Origin of the sequence: Arenibacter arenosicollis (assembly GCF_014397245.1) — a bacterium.
GTDB classification, from domain to species: Bacteria; Bacteroidota; Bacteroidia; order Flavobacteriales; family Flavobacteriaceae; genus Arenibacter; species Arenibacter arenosicollis.
In genome coordinates this window covers 64,814-89,680 of the sequence record NZ_JACLHY010000015.1, presented here as the reverse complement: position 1 = coordinate 89,680, position 24,867 = coordinate 64,814, and the positions used below count along the sequence as shown (strand labels likewise).

Here is a 24,867-nt window from a genome sequence, read left to right as displayed (position 1 = left end):
AAACAGGAACCGCCTCAGAATGGCGGGATTCGATTGGTTCGACTATCGACTTTCAATATGCCTGTGGCTTTAGAAAGGCGGGTCTCGGGAATAAAAAAAGCTTGTTAAATACTTTATAAAGTACTAACAAGCTTTTTGTTTGTAGGGAAGAGTTTATTTGCCTTCTGGAGGCAATACTTTTCCTTTTATTTTTAACACTTTCGTAGGGGTGTCAGCATTGGAAATTACTGTAATTGCCTTTGCAATGGGACCTACTCTGTTGGTGTCATATTTTACTTGGATCTCACCGGTTTTACCTGGTAAGATTGGTGCATCCGGTTTTTTTGGAATGGTACATCCACAGCTAGAGCTAACTTTACTTATGACAAGTGGAGCATCCCCTGTATTCGTAAATTCAAATATCCTTACACCATCGCTTCCTTTAGCGATTTCACCATAATCAACGGTTTCTGCTTTGAATTTAATTTTCGCTACATTTTCTTGAGCGGTTAGGCCAAAACCTAAGAGACCAATAAATAGAACTAGTACTATTTTTTTCATTATTTTTAGTTTTTGGTGAATTTCAAAAGTAAATGTTTTTAATGAACCTCCAAAATTCTTTTGTTATGTAATAACGTTAGTTATTTTTGTTTCGTATTTCTATTTGGGCAAAAACCTTAGAATTACTTCATGTTTAACATTAAATTTGCACTCAATTAGTAATCGCCCGTTAAGGGTTAGCAAAAACTGTTCCAAATAATGGAAATTCCTTCAAAATATGAGCCTCAGAAGATAGAGGGCCAATGGTACGACTATTGGACAAAGCATAATTATTTTCATTCCACCCCGGATAATAGGGAGCCATATACCATTGTAATACCGCCACCAAATGTTACCGGAGTGCTGCATATGGGGCATATGTTGAACAACACCATACAGGATGTATTGATTCGTAGGGCCCGTTTAATGGGGAAAAATGCCTGTTGGGTGCCAGGAACCGATCACGCTTCCATTGCTACGGAGGCTAAAGTGGTTGCCAAATTAAAAGAACAGGGAATAGATAAAAAAGATATTACCCGAGAAGAATTTTTAAAGCATGCCTGGGATTGGACGCATGAATACGGTGGGGTGATTTTGGAACAACTAAAGAAATTGGGCTGTTCCTGCGATTGGGACCGCACCAAGTTTACCATGGATGACAATATGTCCGCTTCCGTTATAAAAGTCTTTGTGGATCTGTTTAACAAAGGGTTGATATATAGGGGTTACCGCATGGTAAATTGGGATCCAGAGGCGAAAACTACCTTGTCCGATGAAGAGGTGATTTATGAGGAAAGACAGGGGCTGTTGTACTATTTGGCTTATAAAATAGAGGGTTCTGACGAAATGGTGACCATTGCCACTACTAGGCCGGAGACCATTTTAGGGGATACTGCTATCTGTATTAATCCCAATGATGAACGTTATGCCCATTTGAGAGGTAAAAATGCTATCGTACCCATTTGTAATAGGGTAATCCCTATTATTGAGGATGAATATGTTGATGTGGAATTTGGAACGGGTTGTCTTAAGGTGACACCTGCGCATGATGTCAACGATAAGGCCTTGGGAGAGAAACATAATTTGGAGACCATAGATATCTTTAATGAGGATGCCAGTTTAAATAGTTTTGGGCTCTATTATGAAGGCCAGGATCGTTTTGTGGTCAGGAAGGCCATTTCCAAGGAATTGGAAGAAAAGGGGTTTTTGGTAAAGACCGAGCAACATCTTAATAAAATTGGTACCTCGGAAAGAACCAAAGCGGTTATAGAGCCAAGATTGTCCGACCAGTGGTTTTTAAGTATGGAACAATTGGCGAAGCCTGCAATAAAGTCGGTTTTAGAGGATGAAGATATTAAGTTGTTCCCTAAAAAATTCGAAAACACCTATCGCCATTGGATGGAAAACATCCGCGACTGGAATATTTCCAGACAATTATGGTGGGGACAACAAATTCCGGCCTATTATTTTGGGGACGGACAGGACGATTTTGTTGTTGCTGAGAGCAAGGAAGCAGCTTTGGAATTGGCCAAGAAAAAATCCGGAAATTCGGCGTTGACCATGGATGGCCTTAGGCAGGATGTGGATGCTCTGGATACCTGGTTTTCTTCTTGGATATGGCCAATAAGTGTTTTTAATGGGATTTTGGAGCCCAATAACAAGGAAATAGAATATTACTATCCTACCAATGATTTGGTGACCGGACCGGATATCCTGTTTTTTTGGGTGGCAAGAATGATTATTTCCGGCTATGAATATCGTCAGGAAAAGCCTTTTGAAAACGTATATCTTACTGGATTGGTGCGCGATAAGCAAAGACGCAAGATGTCAAAGTCGCTCGGAAATTCGCCTGATGCCCTGAAATTAATTGAAGATTACGGTGCAGATGGGGTTCGTGTTGGACTTTTGTTGAGTTCTGCGGCAGGTAATGATTTAATGTTCGATGAGGCATTGTGTCAACAAGGAAAAAACTTTGCCAATAAAATCTGGAACGGATTCCGTTTGGTTAAGGGATGGGAGGTTGCCGACCTGCCACAACCAGAGGCTTCCAAGTTGGGAATTGAGTGGTATACCGCAAAATTCAACAAAACTCTTGCTGAAATTGAAGATCATTTTAGTAAATACCGTATCTCGGATGCATTAATGGCTATTTATAAATTGGTTTGGGATGATTATAGTTCCTGGTTATTGGAAATTATAAAACCCGCCTATCAGCAGCCAATAGATAGAATTACATTTGACGCGGTAATCCATATTTTTGAAGAAAACTTAAAATTATTGCACCCATTTATGCCTTTCCTAACCGAGGAGGTTTGGCAGCATATTGCAGAACGAAGCCCCGAACAGGCATTGGTAATTGCTAAATGGCCAAAAATACAGGCTGTTGATGAGGAGTTGATTGAAGGTTTTAATTTTGCCTCGGAGGTAATTGCCGGAGTCCGAACTATTCGAAAGGAAAAGAACATTCCCATGAAAGATACGCTTCAATTGTCGGTATTGAATGATGGGGATATTTCTCGGGATTGGGATGTTGTTATTGCCAAGTTGACCAATTTATCGGCGATCGATTATGTAGACAATGCGGTGGAGGGCGCCTTGACGTTTAGGGTGAAGTCCAACGAGTATTTTGTGCCAATGATCGGCGCGATTGACATTGAGGCGGAAATTAAAAAATTAGAGGAAGAATTGGAGTATACAAAGGGCTTTTTGGTTTCGGTAAGAAAGAAGCTTTCCAACGATCGTTTTGTGAGTAATGCTCCTGAACCAGTTATTGCCTTGGAAAGGCAGAAGGAAGCAGATGCGCTTGCCAAGATAGATACTTTGGAGAAAAGCTTGGAAAATATACGTTAATATATGCTGGCTAATTCAGCGAATTGGTTGCGTGTATGTATATAGGGTAAATAGGCTCTTTATTCTTTTTTAAGCTTTAACTATTCCTGTAAAATAAAAGCTCTTCATTAGTTATGGGTTAAGGTTTTTATCGATTGAGATAATCATTGCTGATCAACACAAATATTTTTGTTCCAAAAAATATGCCCAACAAATAATTGCCTGTAGACGAGGATTCCAAGAGTTATTCGTTTACAGGGGGCTTTGGAGGTGTTACCTATTATTAGGGATTTATCCCCCTGTTTGAAGGCGGGTAGTATTTATAAAACGCTCTATATGTGTAAAAGCTTCACTTACCCTTAATTTTCAATGATTGATTTAAGTATGCCTTGCAAAGGCTATTGTAAATGTTGAAGGGCATTAGACAAATTCGAACATAAGGGATATTCCAGTAATTCTTAGCTGAATTGCAGGACTTTCAAAAAATAAAATTGGATTAGCAGAAAATGACTTCATTGGGTCATATCAATTTAAAACTTTAATCCATTCTTATTGAAGAGAAAATTTCGACTCCTTTAAATTGAATCAATTTCGATTGATTCAAAAAAAAATGGGTAATTTTATTATTCAGTAATTATATATTTAATAGTTTTTGAATGACAATGGTTAAAAATAATAGCTTGCCTAAAACCCCATCTGGGGTTAGTGGTTTGGATGAAATAACTACGGGGGGGTTTCCCAAGGGAAGACCTGTTTTAATTTGTGGTAGTGCTGGGTGTGGTAAAACCCTTTTTGCAATGCAATTCTTGGTAAAAGGGATTACAGAGTACAATGAACCGGGAGTATTTATGAGTTTTGAAGAGTCCGCTAGTGACCTTGGTAAGAATGTACGTTCCTTGGGATTTGACCTAGAGCAGTTAAAGTCCGAAAATAAACTTCGAATTGACCATGTGCATATAGAACGTTCGGAAATTGAGGAAACTGGAGAATATGATTTGGAAGGTTTGTTCATAAGATTGGGCTATGCCATTGATGCTATAGGAGCTAAAAGGGTGGTGTTGGACACAATTGAATCTTTGTTCATCGGAATGGATAATTTGTCCATATTACGGTCGGAAATACGTCGCTTATTTAGGTTTTTGAAAGATAAAGGGGTAACAGCGGTAATAACTGGAGAAAGAGGAGAAAATTCCCTTACCAGACAAGGTTTGGAGGAATATGTGTCGGATTGTGTAATTTTATTGGATTTTAGGGTAATTGATCAAATTGCGACCCGAAGACTTCGTGTTGTAAAATATCGTGGATCTACACATGGTACCAATGAATACCCATTTATTATAGATGAAAGCGGTATTTCCGTTATCCCTGTAACTTCTTTAAAGTTGGATTACGAATCTCCTACGGATGTCATTTCGTATGGGTTATCGGATCTGGATAGCTTATTTACTCTTAATGGACTGTATCGAGGAAGTAGTACATTAATTACCGGTACTGCCGGTACATCAAAAACCATTTTGGCTTCTTATTTTGCTATGGCAAGTTATAAGCGGAATGAACCTGTACTGTATTTTTCATTCGAGGAATCTCCGGAACAATTGCTTCGTAATATGGATTCGATAGGATTAAATTTAAGGCCTGCGGTTGAGGCGGGGTTGCTTCATATTCACGCTTCAAGGCCTTCCTTACAAGGGTTGGAAATGCATTTATTGCTACTTCATAAATTGATGTCTGAATTGAGGCCAAAGACTGTGATAATAGATCCAATTAGTAGTCTAATTACAATTGGAAGCAGTAGTGAAGTAAGGGGGATGTTGGTGAGGTTAATGGACACTTTAAAGACTAATCAAATTAATGCGTTATTTACCTCTTTGACCCATAATAATGATAATGTACATTCGGACCCTACTGTAGATGCCGTATCATCACTGGCAGATAATTGGATTAATGTTAGAAATGAAAATCGAAAAGGGACTAGGGAACGGAGTTTATTAGTGGTGAAAGCTAGGGGTATGGGGCATTTTAATGGAAAAAAGGAGTTTGCAATTTCCAATAAGGGCTTTAAATTTAAGGAAGATAACTTATAAATACAATTTGCTAAATTTGAAATAGGATGTCAACATCAAAAAAATACGAATTAAGATTGTACATAGCTGGACAGACTCCTAAGTCTATTACAGCCCTGCAGAACATAAACAAATATTGCAAGGAACATTTGGAAGGGAATTATACCATTGAGGTAATAGATTTATTGAAAAATCCACAATTAGCTGAGGGCGATCAAATATTTGCTATTCCTACCTTGGTGAGAAAATTTCCTGAACCTTTGAGAAAAATCATAGGCGATCTTTCCAATGAGGAAAGGGTCTTGGTGGGTTTGAATATTCGTACCTTGGATAAGGAGAAGAAAATTGTGACATGAAAAATAAAGACACCGTTAGGGTTATTTCAGAAGATAAATTAGTTCTTCAGCTTTATGTTTCAGGAATGTCCCCAAAATCAATGGAGGCTATCGAAAACATAAAACGCTTAAGTGAGGAGCATTTGGCAGGTGCGTTCGAACTGGAAATTATTGATATCTACAAACACCCTGAAGTGGCAGCGGAGCAACATATTATTTTTAGTCCCTCATTGATTAAACAATTGCCATTGCCTAGGAAAACCTTGATCGGTACTTTGGCCGATACAGAAAAAGTGGTTAAAGCCCTAGGTATTCAATTTAATGGAAGCTAATGACGCAGGTATCCAAAGAAAGTTTATTAAAAAAGATTGAAGAACTCGAAAGTCGGTTGGAAGATTCGGAGCAGCTTGTCAACGCAATTCAAAAGGGCGAGGTTGATGCTTTTGCTGTCAACATAGACAATCGATCTGAAGTATATACTCTTCAAAGTGGGGATTATGCGTACAGAGTATTGATCGAGGAATTTGGGGAAGGTGCTATAAATGTCACAGAAGAAGGCATGATCGTTTATACCAATCCCTATTTCTGTGAGTTGTTAAATTCTACTTATGATCAAGTAATTGGGACATCATTATTGAATTTTGTGGATGCGGATTCTCATGGTAAATTTAAGGAGTTGTTCAAAAATTCCTTCTATAAAAAGAGTAAAGGAGAGATTAATTTAAATGTCAATAATTCGATAATTCCCGTTTACATCTCCCTAACTTCCTTAAGACCGAATATTGCAACTGTAGGTGTTATTATTTCCGATTTGAGTGAAAAGAAGCGTAATGAAGAGGTTATTCAGGATTATCAGGATGATTTGGAAAGAAAAAATGTTGAATTAAGTAAAAATAATAAGGAACTGGCTTCCTTCGCCTACGTTGCTTCCCATGATTTGCAAGAACCCTTGCGTAAAATTCAAACTTTTGCCTCTAGGCTAATCGATAAAGAACAAGGGAATATTTCAGAAACAGGAATCGACTATTTTGCTAGGATTCAAAGCGCTGCAAGGAGGATGCAGGATTTAATTCAGGACTTGTTGGCCTATTCCCGAACTGATACGCAGAAAGGAAATTTTGAACTGGTAGATTTAACTGCAATTTTGGAAGATGTTAAATTGGAGCTTTTGGAGGAGTTGGAACAACGCCAGGCGATATTTGAATTTAATACCCCTTGTAAGGTTCAAATTATTCCCTTTCAATTTCGGCAATTGATGTATAATCTAATTAGTAACTCAATAAAATTTAGTAGATCCGATCGGGCCCCTCATATTGTAATTACGAGTAAATTGACTACAGAATTGGATTTCGGTACAACCAAAAAATCTGGCGCGAAAAAATACTGCCAAATTACCGTTGTTGATAACGGCATAGGCTTTGAGCAACAGTACCATGAAAGGATATTCGAACTTTTTCAGCGATTACACGGTAAGTCTGAATATACTGGTACCGGTATTGGCCTCGCAATTGTAAAAAAGATTGTGGAAAACCACAATGGGTATATTACCGCTTCCTCAGGACAGAACAAGGGAGCTACCTTCAACATTTATATCCCGGAAAACCGCCATGACATATAGTGAAGATTTTAATTTTACAGATGAAGGGTTATAAAAGGGTAGGGACTATTACAAGCAATAAAAATCAATAACATAGAGCATATAGAAAACCAATTTATATAGTCCAATTGTTAAATTGGTAGTTGATTTTGATACAGAAAAATTAAAGATTTAAATAATTCTTCCTAAGGCGTTAAAGATGATTAAAACAGGTATTCTTTCTTTTGGAATGTCGGGCACGTTATTTCATGCCCCTTTTTTAAATGAGCATCCTGGATTCCAGTTGACGGCAGTGGTTGAGAGAAGTAAAAAATTAGCTCACAAGAGTTATCCCAAAATCAAAAGTTATGATTCCGTGGACCAGCTTTTAGCGGATAAGGACATAGATCTGGTGGTGGTAAATACGCCTAATTTCACACATTTCGAATTTGCACTTAAGGCGCTCAAAGCAAAAAAGCACGTTTTGGTAGAAAAACCGTTTTGCGTTACCAGCTCTGAGGCCAAGGAGCTTTTTACAGAGGCAAAAAAGGTTGATCGCAGTATTTTGCCTTATCAGAATAGAAGGTATGACAGTGATTTTCTTTCCGTTAAAAGTGTACTGGAGTCCGGTAAGCTTGGATCCTTGGTAGAGGCGCATATGCGGTACGATCGATACCGACATCATATAGGCCCTAAAATTGCCAAGGAAACCCCAGTGCCTGGTAGCGGCCTCTTGTACGATCTTGGTCCGCATTTATTGGACGCGACGATAGCGCTTTTTGGATATCCATTGGAATGGAGTAAGTACACGGGTCAATTCAGACCAAAAACCCAAGTGGACGACTATGCTCATATACATCTGTTGTATCCCAAGGGTGTGCAGGTGTTTATAACTATGAGCATGTTGGTGGTGCAACCGCAAGCTTCATTTGTTCTTAATGGCACCAAGGGTACCTTTGTTAAGCCTCGAACGGATATTCAGGAGCAGCAATTGTTGGCCGGAATGAGTCCTGGTGATCCTTTATTTGGAATCGAGGAATCCGATAAATTTGGTGTACTCACTACGATTACAGAGGATGGTGAAAAACAAATCGAAAAAATAGAATCTGCAAAATCGTCCTATCTTAATTTATTTGAAGATGTCTATAAGTCCCTTGCGGATGGAATTCCATATCCCATTACCGAAAAGGATATTATATTACAATTAGAGATTCTGGAGGGGTAAATAAGTTTTGGATGCGTTTGGTGTTTGCCAAATTCTTTTAGAAATCTCACTATTTTCAGTGAAAACCTGAGTGATCACCCCTTTGTTTTTGAACGATGTAAATAATTTCCTTCTTATTTAATCGTATATTTAGGTAACTGTTAAATAGTGTGCTGTTTTAAAATTTAGGTAACTAAGTCATTAAAAATGCTCCATAAAAAAAGCTAAGAATGTCTAAATTGCCGGAAGACCATAAATTTTTAGACCTTTCGGATTATGGGAGGCCAATAGCTAGGCTTATCGCGAACGCACTTAAGTCAACGGCCGTTACCCCTATTCATGTTACTTTTGGATTCCTCATCTCAGGTGTTATCGCTATTTGGTGTATGTATTATGGTTATTATTGGTACGCTGCCTTGTTTTTTATTTTAAAATCAATTTTGGATGCTGCTGATGGTGAGTTGGCAAGGTTAAAGGATACGCCATCATATACAGGTCGATATTTTGATTCTGTATCCGATATTGTATTGAATATCTTAATATTCTTGGTGCTCTGGCGAATTACCAATACTGATTTTGCTTTAACACTACTGGCATTTTTAGGGCTTCAGTTGCAAGGGACACTTTATAACTACTACTATGTAATCTTGAGGAATAAATTTCATGGTGATGTTACTAGTCGAATCTTTGAATCCGGGACTCCTGTAGCCATGGTAGGAGAGCATCAACGAAATGTGAACATCCTTTTTTGGTGGTATAAAATTCTTTATGGCAGCTTTGACCTCATTATTTATAAACTGGATGCCGAGGCCGCCAATGGCAGGAGACTTCCCAATTGGCTCATGACTGCAGTTTCTACCTTTGGACTTGGGTTTCAACTTTTGATTATTAGTGTTATGCTTGTTTTGGGATGGGTTAATTATATAATTCCTTTTTTTATTATTTACTCCATATTTATTTTCTTGTTTATCGCGATTAGGAGGTCATTGTAGGGTAAGCTGAAATCATCGATTTTTTTATTTTTCAATGAGTGTGTGCTTACACACTTTCATTAATTTATTCTACAATCCACCGTAATTTTTATAATAAATAACTGAAATTTCCTTATAATTTTTATATTTGTGTACCTACACACTTTTGTAAATTATTAAATATCATGTATTTGTAAGGTTTAGTTTTCAATGGTAAAAAATAAAAAAACCACTATTCAAGATCTGGCGGACTATGCCAATGTTTCCATTGGAACCATTGATAGGGTATTGCACAATAGGGGTAAGGTCTCCGTCGCCAAAAGGAAAAAAGTGGAAGAGGCCATTGAAAAGTTGAATTTTAATCCCAATCTGTTGGCAAGAACATTGGCTTTGGGAAAGCAGTTTACGGTTTGCACCCTTTTTCCGGAAGCGACCACCTCCCAAAGTTATTGGACCTTACCAAGAATTGGTGTGGATCAGGCAATGGAAGTCCATAGGGATTTTGGGTTGGAGCTGGATTCCTATGAATACAGTTTGTTTGATGAATCTAGTTTTATTAAAAATGCCGATGTTATTCTAGGGAAGAATCCAAGTGGTGTAATTTTGGCACCCCTTTTTGAGAAGGAAAGTTTAAGCTTCATGAAAAAGCTTGAGGAAAGGAATATTCCTTATGTCTTTATTGATGCCAACATCCCGAATAAGAGAAACCTCAGTTATATTGGGCCTGACTTAAAAGGTAGCGGTTATATTGCTGGCAAATTATTGAACTCAATTTTGGGTCCTTCGGACGATATTCTTGTTGTAAATCTGGTAAAGGGCCTTGAGAATAGTGCCCACACTGGAATTGTGGAAAAGGGATTTAAGGAATTCTTTAAAAGCAACGCAGCATTGTCCAATAGGAAAATAGATTCCATTACCATACCCTCTACCCTCGAGTCAGAGGTAAGCAGGGAACTGACCAAATACTATATTAAAAATCGAGGTACCAAAGGGGTGTTTGTTAGTAATTCCAGGGCTCATTTAATTTCTAGGTATCACGCGTTGCACGAACTGGACATAAAAGTGGTGGGGTTTGATATTGTTCCCGGAAATGTGACTGAATTGAAGAACGGAAATATCGATTATATTATTTCCCAAAGACCAGTATTTCAAGGAGTAACCGCGGTAAAGACCTTGTTCGATTTTTTTGTTTATAAAAAATCACCGGCCGCTGTGCAGTTTGTGCCTTTGGATATAATTATTAAGGAAAACGTAGATTATTATATTAATTTTCAATAAACGTAATAAATGAATAAAGGAATTAAATTAGGATTACCTGTTTGCACTCTTTTGCTACTAATTCTGAGTTCTTGTGGAAATGGCAAGTCCAATAAGAATAAGGTAAATCCTGCACAAGTAGCGGAAAAACAGGATATTAGGATAGAAAATAAAGAGTCGGAACAAAAAGTGGATGTCTACTTCGGGGATGAATTATTTACTTCATACATCTATCCGGATAATATTATGAAGCCGTGTTTATGGCCTATAGTGACCTCGGAAGGGACGGAAATTACACGTAAATACCCATTGAAGACTGTGGCCGGTGAGCGTGCAGATCATCCGCACCATATAGGAATGTGGATGAATTATGGGGATGTAAATGGTATTGACTATTGGGGGCATTCAGAGGCAACCCCGGAAGATAGGAAGGCATTTAGTGGTGTAATTAGGCATCAAGAGGTAGTTGAGGCCAAAGCTGATGATGAACAAGGGACAATTCGCGTAAAAACCAATTGGGAAGCAGGAGGGCGTACCCAAATTACAGAAGAAATAGAGCTTCATTTTATGGATAAGGACAAGGTCAGAATCATTGATTGGATAAGTACTTTAACGGCCCAAGAGGACATTTTATTCAAGGATACCAAGGAAGGTATGTTTGCCATTAGGGTGAGTCGAGAACTGGAATTGCCATCAGATGATCCACTAACGCTAACGGATGCACACGGAAATCCAGAAACGATAAAAGTAATTAATAATGATGCGGTTTCTGGGGATTATCTAAGCAGTGAAGGAATTACAGGAGAGGATGTTTGGGGCACCCGAGCCAAATGGATGAAGCTTTTCGGAAAATACAAGGATGAGAAAGTTGCTGTGGTGATTCTTGACCATAAGAAGAACCCTGGTTATCCGGCCTATTGGCACGCTCGAGGTTATGGTCTTTTTGCAGTAAATCCATTAGGGCAGAATGTATTTTCGGACGGTAAAGAATCTATGAACCTGAAATTAAAAAAGGGAGATTCTGTTCGTTTCGCTTTTCGTACCCTAATATGTTCGGGGGAAGTCTCTGACGAGGAAATCACTAAACTGGGGCAGGATTTTTCGAATCTGTACTAGGCTTTTATATAGAATATAGGAGATAAAAAATACAATTAACGTTCAAACTTGGATAGTATGGGATCAAATTCAAACTCAAGAAGAAGTTTTATTAAAAAAACCGCCGCCAGTTCGGCCTTAATTGCCGCTACTGGGATGCTCCCACAATTTAGCGCTAAAAGTTATGCCCGAATTCTAGGTGCCAACGATCGGATCAATGTTTCCATGATGGGGGTAAATAGTAGGGGGAAGGCCTTGGCCCAAAATTTTGCGAGTCAAAAGAACTCTGAGGTAATCCATGTTTGTGATGTGGATAGCAGAGCAATAGCGAATTGTCTGTCTGTCGTAAAAGAGCGACAAGGCAGGGTGCCAAAATCTTATACCGATTTCCGCAAGTCTTTGGAAAGTAAGGATGTGGACGCCATGGTAATAGCCGCTCCAGATCATTGGCATGCTCCGGCATCGCTTCTGGCCATGGAAGCCGGAAAGCACGTATATGTGGAAAAACCATGTAGTCACAACCCAAATGAGGGAGAAATTTTGGTGCAGGCTGCAAAAAAATATGGCAAGGTCATACAGATGGGCAACCAGCGCCGCTCCTGGCCCAATGTAGTTGAAGGAATAAAAGCTTTGAAGTCTGGTGCCATTGGACGGGTATATTTTGGCAAGGGGTGGTATACCAACAATCGGCAATCTATTGGAATAGGTAAGGAAGTTGAGGTTCCTAAGTGGTTGGATTGGGACCTTTGGCAAGGTCCGGCACCCAGAAAAAATTATAAGGACAATATTGTGCACTATAATTGGCACTGGTTATGGCATTGGGGTACTGGCGAAGCCTTAAATAATGGCACCCATATGATCGATCTACTGCGCTGGGGCATGCAGGTAGACTATCCTGTAAAGGTGAGTTCAAATGGTGGCAGATATAGATATCAGGACGATTGGGAGACACCGGATACCCAGGTAATTAATTTGGATTTCGCAGATGGGATGTCTATGTCCTGGGAGGGAAGGAGCTGTAATGGAAAGCCCATTGAGGGAAGTGCTGTAGGTGTAATGTTCTATGGGGAAAACGGCAGTATGCTTATACCTAGTGGAAATAGCTATACCATTTTCGATTTGGAGGGTAAAATTGTAAAGGAGGTGAAAAACAACCAAGAAATAGACCCAAGGAATAAATCCAATCCGGCCGAACTTCTGGACGCCTTACATATACAGAATATGTTCGATGCCATTTTAAACGGCACAGCCCTAAATGCAGACATAGACTCGGGACATAAAAGTACCTTGTTGGTGCAACTGGGAAATATTGCACAGCGTAGTGGTAGATCATTGAATATTGACCCTCAAAATGGACATATTTTAGGGGATAATGATGCTCAAAAATTATGGAGCCGTTCTTATGAAAAAGGATGGGAAATGAAATTATAATATAAATATATGGCAAATAGAAGATCGTTTTTGGAAAAACTAGGCAAAGGGGCTGCCTTTTCAACATTGGCACTGTCCTTACCGTCACCCTTATTTTCTCAACTGAAATCAAGGAAAAAGTCGGTAATGAAAACCAAGATTATTGGTATCATAGGTGCCGAAAACTCCCACAGCAGGGGTTTTGGGAAAATGTTCAATTTGGATAAGAAGTTTCCAGGTTGGGAGGTTAAATACATTTGGGGCGAAAAGGAAGAATTTGCCCAATTGGCCAAGGACGAAGCCGGCATTCCCGTTATTGTAAAAGAACCATCGGAAATGATGGGCAAGATCGATGCATTGATTGTAGATCATAGGCATGGCGATCTTCACCTTGATGCAGCATTACCGTTTGTGCAAGCTGGGATACCCACCTTTATCGATAAACCCTTTTGCTATAGTAGCAAGGCCGCAAAAATATTTTTGGAAATGGCAAAAGAAGTCGGTACTCCCGTTACTTCCTACAGTTCCATTGCCCACAGCAATGCCACTGTGGATATGAGGAAACAATTGGCGGAAATGAAGGAAATTAATCAAGTTACCTGTTATGGCAAGGCCGATATCAATTCTATTTATGGAGGCTTTTTCTTTTATGGAGTGCATATGGTAGAACCCCTTATTTATCTTTTTGATGAAAAAATTGTTTCCGCTAGGTTCAACAAAAATGAAAAGGAAAATCTAAACAGTACTGCCAGTTTGATATTTGAAAACGGCAGGATGGCTACCTTGGTAATAACCAGTAAAAAGTACGGGTGGCAGACCTTTGTTGAAACGGACGAAGGAGTGGTTGAATTAAAGTCCAGAGTTGAGACCGTTGGTCCGGATAAAAACTATGTGGATATGGTCACCATGTTCAGTACCGGTAAGGAACCCCGCAGCCATGAGAGCATTATACACGGAATTGCCATACTGGAAGCGCTTCAAAAATCTATAATTTCAGGTAATTGGGAATCCGTTGTAGCATGATCGAGAAGTGTAATAAGAAGCTGAATCCTTGGTTTTGTGCCATTGCCTTTATGATTGTTCTGGTATCACATGGGTGCAAGAATAAAGAGGAAAAGAACGTGCAAGAATTGAAGGCCACGGTAGAAATGAACAACAGGCTGACCGATCTGGAGAAGCAGCAGGGTTGGGAACTACTTTTTGATGGGGTGTCGTTCAATGGATGGCGAGGTTTGGGCAGAAAAGATGTTCAAAAAGAACTGTGGAAAATTGAGGAGGGAACCATACGAAAACTGAATAGTGGCGAGGTACCATCAATGCCCGATGGCCAACCCATGGAGGGCGGCGATTTAATGACCATAGATACTTTTGATAATTATGAATTGTATTTTGAATGGAAAATATTAAAGGCGGGCAATACAGGGTTGAAGTACAATGTGTCCGAGGAAATCTCCCAAAAGTTCGGATCCGAATATTCTGCATTGGGATTTGAATACCAGTTATTGGATGATTCCGATACCCTTTATGCGGGCAAACTAAAACCTTCGCAGTATACGGGGAGCCTTTACGATATGATTGCGGCTGAAAATGCAACTCTTAGGCCAATTGGGATGTTTAACTCAAGTCGCATATTAATCAATGGCAAACACGTGGAGCATTGGCTAAACGGGAAAAAGGTAGTTACATATGAATTTGGTTCCAGGCATTTGGATTCCCTGTTTAAAAAGAGCAAATATGTGGATATACCAGGATTTTTGGAAAAGAGAAATGGCCATATAGTTCTGCAAAACCATAAGGACGATGCCTGGTTTAGGAATATTAAGATTCGTAGAATTAAATTGGGTGATTAATTTTTTTGATAAAATTGATTCTGGTCAGCTGAATGTAAAATCAATAATTTATTATGATATTAAAATGTAGATCAATTATAGCACTATTATTTTTTTGTAATATGGCAACATCACAGTCCAATGATATTAACGGGATAGAAGGCGTTTTGTATTCCGATGAGGGATGGGTCTCCCTTTCCACTACAAGCGGCAAAATTTCGGGAATTAACCGCCTTGCCACGGGGAATAACGTTTCGAAAACATATGTAGCTCCAGGCTTGATAGATGTCCAGATTAATGGCTACATGGGCGTAGATTTTTCAGGGCCCGAGCTTACTGTGGAGGGAATCAGAAAAGCTACGAAGGCTTTGTGGAAGGCTGGGGTAACAACTTATTTCCCCACCATTATTACCAGTGATTTCAAAAGAATGAAAAAGAATTTTGCCATTTTGGCCCAAGCACAAAAAGATCCGGAAATAGGAAAATCCATTCCCGGATTCCATTTGGAAGGTCCTTATATATCACCATTACCAGGCTTCAGGGGGGCGCATTTGGAGAAATATATTAAAAATCCGGACTGGGAAGAATTTCAGGAGTTGCAACGGGCGGCAAACAACGGTATAAAGTTAATAACCTTGGCACCTGAGTTGGACGGTGCCATCCCCTTTATCCGCAATTGTGTGGCCAATGGCATAACAGTGGCACTTGGTCATCACAATGGTAGCGCAGAAGATATAGAACGTGCTATAGATGCAGGGGCAAAAATGGCTACCCACTTGGGTAACGGATGTGCCAACGAAATTAATAGGCACTATAATCCGCTTTGGCCACAGTTGGCCGATGATAGGATTACGCCTAGCATTATAGCGGACGGATTTCATTTGACCAAGGAGGAGGTCCGAAGTTTTTATAAGGTAAAAGGACCGGATAAAACTATTTTGGTGTCAGATGCCTTGGATTTGGCAGGCTTGCCACCGGGAGAATATACCCGTGGGGAACGTACCTTATTGCTGACCCCCAACGTGGTAAAATTACCCAAGGAAAATGTTCTGGCCGGGGCAGCATCACCTATTAGTGCCTGTGTGGGTGTAATTATGGATTATACTCAATGTACTCTTAAGGATGCCATACAAATGGCAAGTACCAATCCTGCAAAAATGTTCTCGTTAAATGAATTGGGAGAAATAGGACAAGGAAAAAGGGCAGACCTTATTCTTTTTCAATTGGAAAATAATAAGGTGGTTATTCATAAAACATTTGTGTCGGGTCAATTGGTTTATTCTAAAGAGTAGTTATAGCGTCTTGAGAACTTAAATAAGCGAAAAATAAAGCATAGGGTTAAAAATTAAAAGGTGTTAAACGGGTTATGGGCAATAAATCATTAATCAAAAAAATATTATTGGGACTAAGCGCGGTAGGTCCGGGGCTTTTTCTTATTGGTTACAATATTGGAACGGGTAGTGTTACCACAATGGCCAAAACTGGTGCGGAATACGGTATGAGCCTTTTTTGGGCATTGGTACTATCCTGTATTTTCACCTATATATTAATGGTAGCTTATGGCAAGGTGACCTTGGTAACAGGAAGGACTGCCCTGTTTAATTTTAAACAGGAATTTAAATGGGGTTGGATACTTTCCCTCTATATTATTTTAGTACTTATTATTGGAGAATTATTGGCGCTTATGGGCGTAATGGGAATAGTGGCCGATTTGGTTCAGGAAGGGGTACGCTTGGCGTATAATGGAGTAGTGGTCCAAAGGGCGTGGATCATCCTGTTTTTTGTTGTAATACTTGCATTCTTTTTGTGGTTTGGCCGTTATAAGGCCTTTGAAAAAGTATTGACGGTTTTGGTTATCTTGATGGGACTGTCCTTTTTAGTTGTTTTTATCATGGTCCGTCCCGATATGGCAGATATCATGTCCGGTATGGTTCCAAGTATTCCGGACACACCAGGTGCCCTGGGACTTATTGCCGCCATTACAGGGACAACCTGTTCGGCTGCTGTTTTTGTTATGAGAAGTACCGTAGTGGCGGAAAAGGGATGGGGCATAAACGATTTAAAAAAGGAAAAGACAGATGCTTTTGTGTCCGCCTTTATGATGCTTTTATTGAGCGGTGTTATTATGGCCGTTGCCGCAGGAACTTTGCATATTTCCGGGATGAAACTGGACAATACAGTAGAGATGATATCCCTGTTTGAGCCTTTGGGTGGCAAATTGGCCGCCTTTGTGCTTATTATAGGGATTACAGGGGCTGGACTCTCCACTATATTTCCGATTGTGCTAATAGCTCCCTGGTTACTTGCCGATTATAGGGGAACTCCAAGAAATATACATTCCACCACTTCCAGAGTTCTGATATTCGGAGCTTTGATATTTGCTTTCGGGACCGTGTTTTTAGAGGAAAGACCTCCTGCACTTATGGTGTTTTCCCAGGCTTTTCAGGCCTGTATCCTGCCAGCCGTAGCGGTACCTATGTTTATTTTAATCAACAGGCATCAATTGATGGGGGATAATAAGGCTGGGGCTAAACTTAATTTTGGCCTAGTGGCCGTAATTCTATTTTCCCTGCTTACCACATGGTTTGCAATTGCAGAATTTATTTAAAAAAGAAACAATGGAAAAATCATTTCAAATCGAAAATTTGGCAGTAAAAACCTATGGGGAGACAAAGGCCATGGGAGAGGCGGCGGCCGATTATGTAGCCAGTAAATTACAGACGGCCATAAGCAAAAAAGGTGCTGCCAACCTCATATTGGCTACGGGTGCATCTCAATTTTCGTTTTTAGAGGCACTACAGACCAAGGAAATCGACTGGAAAAAAATAACTGTTTTTCATTTGGATGAATACAAGGGGCTATCGGAATCCCATCCCGCTAGTTTTAGAAAGTATCTTAAAGAACGCATCCTGAATAGTGTGGTACCTAAAAAGGTGTATTTTTTAAATGGTGATGCTGAAGATTTGGAGGGGGAGTTAAGGAGTTATGAAGAAGCCCTGAAAGTCCATCCAATAGACATTGCCTGTATTGGAATTGGCGAGAATGGGCATATAGCCTTTAATGATCCCGCAGTGGCCGATTTTAAAGATCCCAAATTAGTAAAAGTGGTGGAGTTGGATGAGGCCTGTAGAAATCAGCAACTTGGAGAGGGGTGGTTTCCAACCTTTAACGATGTGCCTAAAGAGGCCCTTACACTGACCATTACCGCTATATTGAACTGTGAGGCCATTAGTTGTGTGGTGCCGGACGAAAGAAAGGCCCAGGCCGTTTACAATACCCTGTATGGGGATATTAGTACTGCCTGTCCCGGTTCCATACTGAGGACCCATAAGGAGACTGTCTTGTTTTTGGATAAGGCCTCAGCATCCCTAGTTAAATAATTTGTCTTGGGTATTTTATCAAGCAAATATCCAAGGCTCAGACATATTGGATGCGCTTGGTTACAAATTATTTGATACTCAGGGCCTCATCGTCGAAAGAAATACCTTCCCAACCCGTAACCATAAAGTTGCGAATGTTTTGGTGATCTGTACCGTTTGGATTTTCCAAGACATCTTTTCTATAGTAGGAGCCAAAGCATGCCAAGGTTTCTTCTTTGTTTAGTTTATGATGTTGTGCAAATGAGAATACCTTGCAGGAACCAGAATTTTGGCCGGCCTCGTTTATCACATCCCCGTTGGTAAATTTTGAAGGTGAAAAGTTATAATAGGTATCTATGATATTTATAGTGTCTCCAAATGCTATTTCTTCCGGAGTTCTTCTAAGTTTGTTTAGAAATTCGTAAACGGTCATAGTTGAGTGTGATTTTAGTTTTAGCTCGTAAATTTATATTATCCTTACAAGAAACCGAGCTACTTCCTGAAGTTAATTATTCCATATTTGTGGAATGGGTTAGATCCATATTTTTTATCTTTAAGGAAATGGAATAATATTCAATTTTGTTGGTCCATTATAAATCGATTATATAGATAATAAATAATTAATCACAACACTAAATATTAACACATGAAACATCTAATTATAGGTATGTTGCTGTTATCAGTTTTTCCTGCAATGTGCCAAGGGCATAAAATAGAAGTTCTCCCAAGCGATATTCAGATTAAAACTGCTGTTTTACCAGCTCCCGAGGAAAAGAAAGATGGAGCGATGGTGTATGGTTATGATAAGTCTGGGAAATTGGTGGTATTGCGGAAGGGAACCAATAATTTGATATGCATTGGGGACAATCCCAATAAGGACGGAATTAATGTGGCCTGTTATTCCAAAAAGTTGGAACCGTTTATGGCCCGTGGCAGGGAACTCTCGGCAAAGGATCTGGCGGGAGACGAGAGGGAGAAAATTCGTGCTAAGGAAGTAGCTTCGGGAAAATTGAAAATGCCCAAAGAACCCAGCATGATGTATATATACTATGGAAAATCCGAAGACTATAATACCACTACCGGGGAATTGCAAAATGGTAAATTCAGATATGTTATTTACACCCCTTTTGCAACCACGGAATCTACGGGATTACCGGACAAACCACACGCTCCTGGAATGCCATGGTTAATGGATCCAGGTACCCATAGGGCACATATTATGGTGGGGCCTTTTGATTAAAGTTGTACTTCTTTCAAAACATTTCAGGTCAATGCTCATGTTTTGGATATATTTTCTTTAATGCTGTCCAATAAAACTACCTATATCAGCTGGTGTTTGGACAAGATTGATCGAGTCTGAACAGTCTTGTTTTAGACTTGTTTTTTCGCTAAAGCGTTCTGTTTGTGCAATCTAATTTAAACCTTACATTTGCACGGTTTTAATTTTCAGAAAATTTCAGGGAAATGGGTAGTAATAATCTGGTAGATAGGCAGGAGAATGTCTTGGACAAGCTAAGTTTGGAAGAGATCGATCAGTGTATATTTCTACTTGAGAAGCTGGTGGAAAATGGGCATACTGTTTTTGAACTTCCAGAGGAGAAAAGAGTGGCTTTGCTAAAGGCAGCTGGCCAATTATCCAGGCCGGCCAAGAATGAATTTAAACAACGCAAGAAAGACGCTGCCAAGGCGGCCAAGCGTAAAATGATCGAGCGCGATAAGCATGCGCGTAAGGAAACAGGTATTAGAAGTGCCCGGGAAGCCGCCGTTTTTGTAGCCCCAAAATTACTGGCTGCTCCCATTAAGGAGACCTTGGATGAGCTGGAATTGGAATCCCCAAGAAATTGCTATGTATGTAAAACTGTATATACAAAGCTACATCATTTCTATGATGCCATGTGCCCAGAATGTGGCGATTATAACTATGCAAAACGTTTTCAGACGGCCGACCTTAGCGGGCAGGTTGCCATAGTTACCGGGTCTAGATTAAAAATAGGCTATCATATCACTTTAATATTGTTAAGGGCGGGAGCAACTGTGGTTGCCACTACAAGGTTTCCAGTGGATTCCGCATTGCGTTTCTCCAAAGAGGAGGATTTTCACGAATGGGGGCACAGATTAAAAATACATGGCTTAGATCTAAGACATATACCAAGTGTTGAAATCTTTTGCAATTTTATAGAACAACAATACGACCGTTTGGATATTCTGATCAATAACGCTGCCCAAACGGTAAGAAGGCCTGCCGGGTTTTACCAGCACCTGATGAAGAATGAGGAGGTTCCGTTACAGGAGTTACCCCCAAGGGCGCAAGAAGTATTGTCCGACCACGATTTTTGCTTACAGGAACTTAATAGCCTAACCAAAGGAACCGCAAGCGTCCAAAATAATGCCTTGCCGGTTAATTGGCATGCACCTGAGCCAGGAATTGGAATTAGGGCTTCTGCCAAGCTATCCCAAATCCCCTATAGTTTTGATAGTTCCCTTTCTGCAAAGGAAGTTTTCCCCGAAGGAGAATTGGATGCGGATCTACAGCAGGTAGACCTGCGCAAGACCAATAGCTGGAGATTAAAATTGGGGGAGATAGAAACCCCGGAAATGATAGAAGTGCAACTGGTAAATGCCATTGCACCCTTTGTACTCTGTAACCGCTTGTCTAGGCTTATGCGCCAGGAAAATACGGGTAAGAAACATATTATAAACGTATCTGCCATGGAAGGTAAATTCCATAGGTTTTATAAGGAGGATCGCCACCCCCATACCAATATGGCCAAGGCAGCACTGAACATGATGACACATACTTCCGCACTGGATTTTGCCAAGGACGGGGTATTTATGAATGCTGTGGATACGGGTTGGGTAACAGACGAGGACCCTATAGAATTATCCAAAAGAAAGGAAGAAATCCATGACTTTCAACCTCCATTGGATATTGTTGATGGGGCCGCTAGGGTGTTAGATCCGTTGATCGACGGTATTAATACTGGTAAACATTGGTGCGGTAAGTTTCTAAAGGATTATCGTCCCATAGACTGGTAATCCGTTTTTTAATCAAAGGTATCCCTCAATAAAGGGGCTATTTCCACTGTTTTGCTTTTGGCGAAGCGGTAGGATACTCCAAAATTTATTAAATAATCGGCGAATGCGGCATCCCCATTTCTGGGACTTCCGGTACTTATTTCGGTTTGCCTATCCGTTACACTTTGTGGTCTATCTCTGCGAACGGCAAAAGGTACATTTAAATTTAAGGTGAAATTCTGAGACATATAGGCTATGCCGGGTTCTATGGACAAGACATTTCCTGGTCTTCGAAAGCCTTCATTACCGCCAATAATGTCCTTCACTGGTACTGCGTCAAACCGGGCACCCAAGGAAGTAGAAATAATATTGGACAAACTATAACTAAGGCCTGTGCGAACCGAATATTGGTCCGGTACGGCCATTATGGCCTCATTTTCCAAAATAGGGCTAAGTGTCTCCCTAAAGGTCCTGATTCCATTGGTTTCCCTAGGGTTGAACAGGTAAAAGCCACCACCATAGGCAAATAGACCTGTGGCTATTTTCTGGTAAAATTGAAAATCTATTGTGAGTCCGAAACCACCGTCCCCAGGTTGAATGGACTGGTCAACAGGGCGTACTTCAGGGCTGCCTTCTGGCCCTACATTGTAAAATACGTCGGTTGCATTGTAATTACCAGTGGGCAGTTTTAATCCTAAACCAACTGCAATGTTTCCATTGGAGTTGGTTTGGGGGTCCATGATCCAATATCCCACACCTGCCCTTATATCAGCCAATCCCCTCGAAAAAGTACTGTTTCTTTCTTCCCTTCCGTGCTCATAAAGCGAAGACCTCGCATTTATTACCGTTGGTATGGTAATACTGGTGTATAACCGATCGGAGATGCCGTAGGTTAGAAAAAAGTCCCACGCATGGGAATGATTAATTACTTCGGTATTGTTAGCTACCCTATCGGCCTCTTCCTCAGTGCCCCTAAAATGCCGGAAGGATTTGAAATATCTATAATTCATGCCAATCTGAAGGTCGCCCTTGCCTAAAAGATTATTTTCCAGACTGTTTCCCACACAGGAGGAAAAGTGTCTAATAGCTACACATCCTTGGGCACTTGAACTTGAGGTACTAAATACAAGAGCAACTAAAAGAATGTTTATTATTAGGTTTAAATATTTTGGTCCCATAGAACGGAATTTAATGAATGGTTTTCTTCAAAAAGTCTTAATGTTTCCATATGGATAGAGCTAATTAATAAAGGGAATTTTATAAGTATTTTGTCATCCTCTAAAACGTGCCCCTAGGACCAATGTAAATATAATACTGCTCAAAATGTTTGGTTCCGAAGCCTCTTTCCTCGCATCAGGAAACCTTATTGTACGGCCTTTGATATATCAAAAGTAGGGCGCTGATAATTACGATATTCTTAATTATGTACTGTCCTACCAAGGTGAGTGAAAATGGTGCTTTGGAAAAGGAAATTTCAGGGAAAAACACTACCGGAATAAAAGTGAGGACGAGATGTATTATGGCCATTACGATAATTCTTTTGAGTTGAAAATTGAAAATCAAGCAAAGTCCAATTGCAACTTCAATTAAAGCAAGTAATAAAATCCCCACATTTTCTGGAACGAGATTAAATGTCAATAATGAAATAGTTTGTTTGGCAAGCAAATCCGCTGGACTCAATCCGAGGAAAAATTTAAGGAGTCCAAACCAAAGGTGTACGATACCTATGCTTATACTTAGCATTCTACCATTTTGGGTTAATCGGACCATTTATTACAGTTTGTTGGTTTCCAGATAGATTATGAATGTCCTTAGTAAGAATAAAGAGGTTTTGTAAGCTGGGCTTATTGGTTCACCGTAGTTCCACCTTCACCTATAAGCTGAAGATATTTTTTATAGTGATGCCTTGCTACTTGTCTGCCCAGTTCCAACCCTGCAACATTATCTGCCTGTATATGATATCCTCCCATAACTCTAGATATACCCGCCATTTCGGCAGTTTCGGTAAAAGTTGGGAATTTTATGACAACTGGGTCGTCTAGATTATTGGGTTCGGTAAGGGCTCCTGGAACCAATTCAACTTCTGCGCCAAAATGCTCGTCACCGGTGAATAACCTCAAGGCCTCTGCGCAGCCACCACTAATGGTACTATGGCCCGAAACGTAACTTGGGAATGGAGGACAAAGAAAAGCATCCGGGGAATATGGTCTCCAATCCTTTCCTTTCATTTCAACCATGCCTTTCTCGGGACCGCCCCAAGCTTTAATGACCTTGTCCTGATAGTAATCGTGTACCAAAGCATAAGGGCGTGTATAATCATAAAACATTTTGGAATCCCAGCAGGAGATAAAGGCATCCATGGCCACGGATTCCACTAAAAAATACATTTTAACGTCTTGGTCCAAGGTATTGTTATCCCTCAGGGATACATCCTGTGCAAATTTTAACCAATGCCCTGCCTGTTGTACAGATTTGGGTCCATCCCTCATGAATTCGACCAACGCCTTATTTTCCGGGGTTAAATTTGCCTGAAGGTCAATTACCTCTTGCACTTCTTTTTCCAATTGTTCGGAACCCACCATAGGGGGAGGTCCTGGTCTAAATTGATCGGCAGTCTCCAATAACAAGGGTTTTACCTCTTGCCAATATGGGGTTAGACAGCCTGGATTGTATTTATTGCCTTCTTCATCTATGAAGTACTTTGGTTGCCATCTGTTAAGGTCAATATTTTTATCAATATCATTTACGGGCTGATAATGGGTATAATCAAAGTATGGCTGGCCATCGGAACCTTCTACTTTTCCATATTGGTTGGACCCGTCATTTCGGCGAGCCTCTATGACCATATCTGCCGCTAAGTTCCCAATTCCCTCAGGTGTGGCTGGGTCTCTGGACTCGTTGTCAGGGTCAAGGCCCAGTTGGACCATTTTTTTTCTGAACATGGTACTATCCGAATAGTAATACTCCTTTAAAGCTCCATATGCCGCATAACTCACCGCTATTTCCTTGTTTTTCAATGTTCTATCGTTCACTGGTAAACGTTCTACATTTTTAAGGTACAATGGTTGCGACTTATCATCATAGCGAGACCAGGCATCAAACATAGCAGTGAAGATCAATCCCAGATATCTTGAGGTTATTGTTGGTCTAGGTTTAAAGCGATCGGTATCGTTTGCGGTTCCTTCTAGGGCCATATAGGCCCATTGGTATGCAATGTTATCTTTTCCACGCGGTTCATCGGCCATGGTCATCTGATTGTCAGCCATGGTTTTGGAATGCTTGGACTGGTCTTTACAGCCCATCAATCCAAAAAATAAAATGGAAAGTATCGGTATGAAAAGTAATCTAAAGTTCATGTTAGTTGGTTTTAGTCATAACAATAGTAGAATTTTAGATAGTGTAAAA

At 40.1% G+C, this 24,867-nt stretch carries 22 protein-coding genes; 17 read left to right on the top strand and 5 right to left on the bottom strand.

The features are described from left to right. Positions 1–153 precede the first annotated feature (153 nt). On the bottom strand, positions 154–540 hold the full coding sequence (locus tag H4O18_RS14555; protein ID WP_187585824.1) for a DUF1573 domain-containing protein: 387 nt from the start codon (positions 538–540) through the stop codon (positions 154–156). A 198-nt stretch (positions 541–738) separates the two neighbouring features. On the opposite strand from H4O18_RS14555, the gene H4O18_RS14550 reads away from it, so the two are divergent. From H4O18_RS14550 to H4O18_RS14480, 15 genes are all read left to right on the top strand, one after another. Next, on the top strand, positions 739–3,369 hold the full coding sequence (locus H4O18_RS14550; RefSeq protein WP_187585822.1) for a valine--tRNA ligase: 2,631 nt from the start codon (positions 739–741) through the stop codon (positions 3,367–3,369). Between the two features lie 635 nt (positions 3,370–4,004). Next, a complete protein-coding gene (kaiC, locus tag H4O18_RS14545) occupies positions 4,005–5,432 on the top strand; it encodes a circadian clock protein KaiC (protein WP_187585820.1) in 1,428 nt (475 codons plus the stop codon). Positions 5,433–5,458: 26 nt separating this feature from the next. Beyond that, positions 5,459–5,767 (top strand): circadian clock KaiB family protein, encoded by a 309-nt coding sequence (locus H4O18_RS14540; protein WP_187585818.1) that lies wholly within the window; start codon positions 5,459–5,461, stop codon positions 5,765–5,767. Beyond that, positions 5,764–6,078 carry a circadian clock KaiB family protein gene (locus H4O18_RS14535; RefSeq protein WP_187585816.1) on the top strand — a complete coding sequence of 105 codons (315 nt, stop codon included), beginning with the start codon at positions 5,764–5,766 and terminating at the stop codon, positions 6,076–6,078. Before H4O18_RS14540 ends, H4O18_RS14535 begins: the two co-directional genes overlap by 4 nt. Continuing rightward, entirely contained in the window at positions 6,078–7,364 is a 1,287-nt protein-coding gene (locus tag H4O18_RS14530; protein WP_187585814.1) for a PAS domain-containing sensor histidine kinase, read from the top strand. Before H4O18_RS14535 ends, H4O18_RS14530 begins: the two co-directional genes overlap by 1 nt. Positions 7,365–7,542: 178 nt before the next feature. After that, the gene (locus H4O18_RS14525; protein WP_187585812.1) at positions 7,543–8,547 is read left to right on the top strand and encodes a Gfo/Idh/MocA family oxidoreductase; all 1,005 of its coding nucleotides are present in this window, start codon (positions 7,543–7,545) and stop codon (positions 8,545–8,547) included. 209 nt (positions 8,548–8,756) lie between these two features. Then, on the top strand, positions 8,757–9,518 hold the full coding sequence (locus H4O18_RS14520) for a CDP-alcohol phosphatidyltransferase family protein (protein ID WP_187585810.1): 762 nt from the start codon (positions 8,757–8,759) through the stop codon (positions 9,516–9,518). A 189-nt stretch (positions 9,519–9,707) separates the two neighbouring features. Then, positions 9,708–10,775 (top strand): LacI family DNA-binding transcriptional regulator, encoded by a 1,068-nt coding sequence (locus tag H4O18_RS14515; RefSeq protein ID WP_187585808.1) that lies wholly within the window; start codon positions 9,708–9,710, stop codon positions 10,773–10,775. A 9-nt stretch (positions 10,776–10,784) separates the two neighbouring features. Then, positions 10,785–11,870: a DUF6807 domain-containing protein gene (locus tag H4O18_RS14510; RefSeq protein WP_187585806.1), complete on the top strand. Its 1,086-nt coding sequence runs from the start codon at positions 10,785–10,787 to the stop codon at positions 11,868–11,870. A 57-nt stretch (positions 11,871–11,927) separates the two neighbouring features. Continuing rightward, positions 11,928–13,280, top strand: a complete 1,353-nt coding sequence (locus H4O18_RS14505; protein WP_187585804.1) for a Gfo/Idh/MocA family protein — start codon at positions 11,928–11,930, stop codon at positions 13,278–13,280. A gap of 9 nt (positions 13,281–13,289) precedes the next feature. Continuing rightward, entirely contained in the window at positions 13,290–14,282 is a 993-nt protein-coding gene (locus tag H4O18_RS14500; protein ID WP_187585802.1) for a Gfo/Idh/MocA family protein, read from the top strand. Next, positions 14,279–15,109: a 3-keto-disaccharide hydrolase gene (locus tag H4O18_RS14495; protein ID WP_187585800.1), complete on the top strand. Its 831-nt coding sequence runs from the start codon at positions 14,279–14,281 to the stop codon at positions 15,107–15,109. The genes H4O18_RS14500 and H4O18_RS14495 overlap by 4 nt, the downstream gene beginning before the upstream one ends. A 101-nt stretch (positions 15,110–15,210) precedes the next feature. Further along, positions 15,211–16,380 carry an N-acetylglucosamine-6-phosphate deacetylase gene (locus H4O18_RS14490; RefSeq protein WP_187585798.1) on the top strand — a complete coding sequence of 390 codons (1,170 nt, stop codon included), beginning with the start codon at positions 15,211–15,213 and terminating at the stop codon, positions 16,378–16,380. A 74-nt stretch (positions 16,381–16,454) separates the two neighbouring features. Next, complete coding sequence (locus H4O18_RS14485) at positions 16,455–17,696, top strand: Nramp family divalent metal transporter (protein ID WP_187585796.1); 1,242 nt, start codon at positions 16,455–16,457, stop codon at positions 17,694–17,696. 10 nt (positions 17,697–17,706) lie between these two features. Next, positions 17,707–18,468, top strand: a complete 762-nt coding sequence (locus tag H4O18_RS14480; protein ID WP_187585794.1) for a glucosamine-6-phosphate deaminase — start codon at positions 17,707–17,709, stop codon at positions 18,466–18,468. A 67-nt stretch (positions 18,469–18,535) separates the two neighbouring features. On the opposite strand, the gene H4O18_RS14475 is transcribed toward H4O18_RS14480, so the two are convergent. Then, positions 18,536–18,880: a HopJ type III effector protein gene (locus H4O18_RS14475; RefSeq protein WP_187585792.1), complete on the bottom strand. Its 345-nt coding sequence runs from the start codon at positions 18,878–18,880 to the stop codon at positions 18,536–18,538. A 213-nt stretch (positions 18,881–19,093) separates the two neighbouring features. Between H4O18_RS14475 and H4O18_RS14470 the strand changes: the two genes are divergently transcribed. Then, complete coding sequence (locus H4O18_RS14470; protein ID WP_187585791.1) at positions 19,094–19,687, top strand: hypothetical protein; 594 nt, start codon at positions 19,094–19,096, stop codon at positions 19,685–19,687. A gap of 224 nt (positions 19,688–19,911) precedes the next feature. Further along, the gene (locus H4O18_RS14465) at positions 19,912–21,483 is read left to right on the top strand and encodes an SDR family NAD(P)-dependent oxidoreductase (RefSeq protein ID WP_187585789.1); all 1,572 of its coding nucleotides are present in this window, start codon (positions 19,912–19,914) and stop codon (positions 21,481–21,483) included. 8 nt (positions 21,484–21,491) lie between these two features. Here H4O18_RS14465 and H4O18_RS14460 read toward each other — a convergent pair whose 3' ends face one another. From H4O18_RS14460 to H4O18_RS14450, 3 genes are all read right to left on the bottom strand, one after another. Then, positions 21,492–22,640, bottom strand: a complete 1,149-nt coding sequence (locus tag H4O18_RS14460) for a hypothetical protein (RefSeq protein ID WP_187585787.1) — start codon at positions 22,638–22,640, stop codon at positions 21,492–21,494. A 175-nt stretch (positions 22,641–22,815) separates the two neighbouring features. After that, positions 22,816–23,205, bottom strand: a complete 390-nt coding sequence (locus tag H4O18_RS14455) for a doxx family protein (protein WP_222942420.1) — start codon at positions 23,203–23,205, stop codon at positions 22,816–22,818. A gap of 101 nt (positions 23,206–23,306) precedes the next feature. After that, the gene (locus H4O18_RS14450) at positions 23,307–24,818 is read right to left on the bottom strand and encodes a vanadium-dependent haloperoxidase (protein WP_187585783.1); all 1,512 of its coding nucleotides are present in this window, start codon (positions 24,816–24,818) and stop codon (positions 23,307–23,309) included. Between the last annotated feature and the right edge of the window lie 49 nt (positions 24,819–24,867).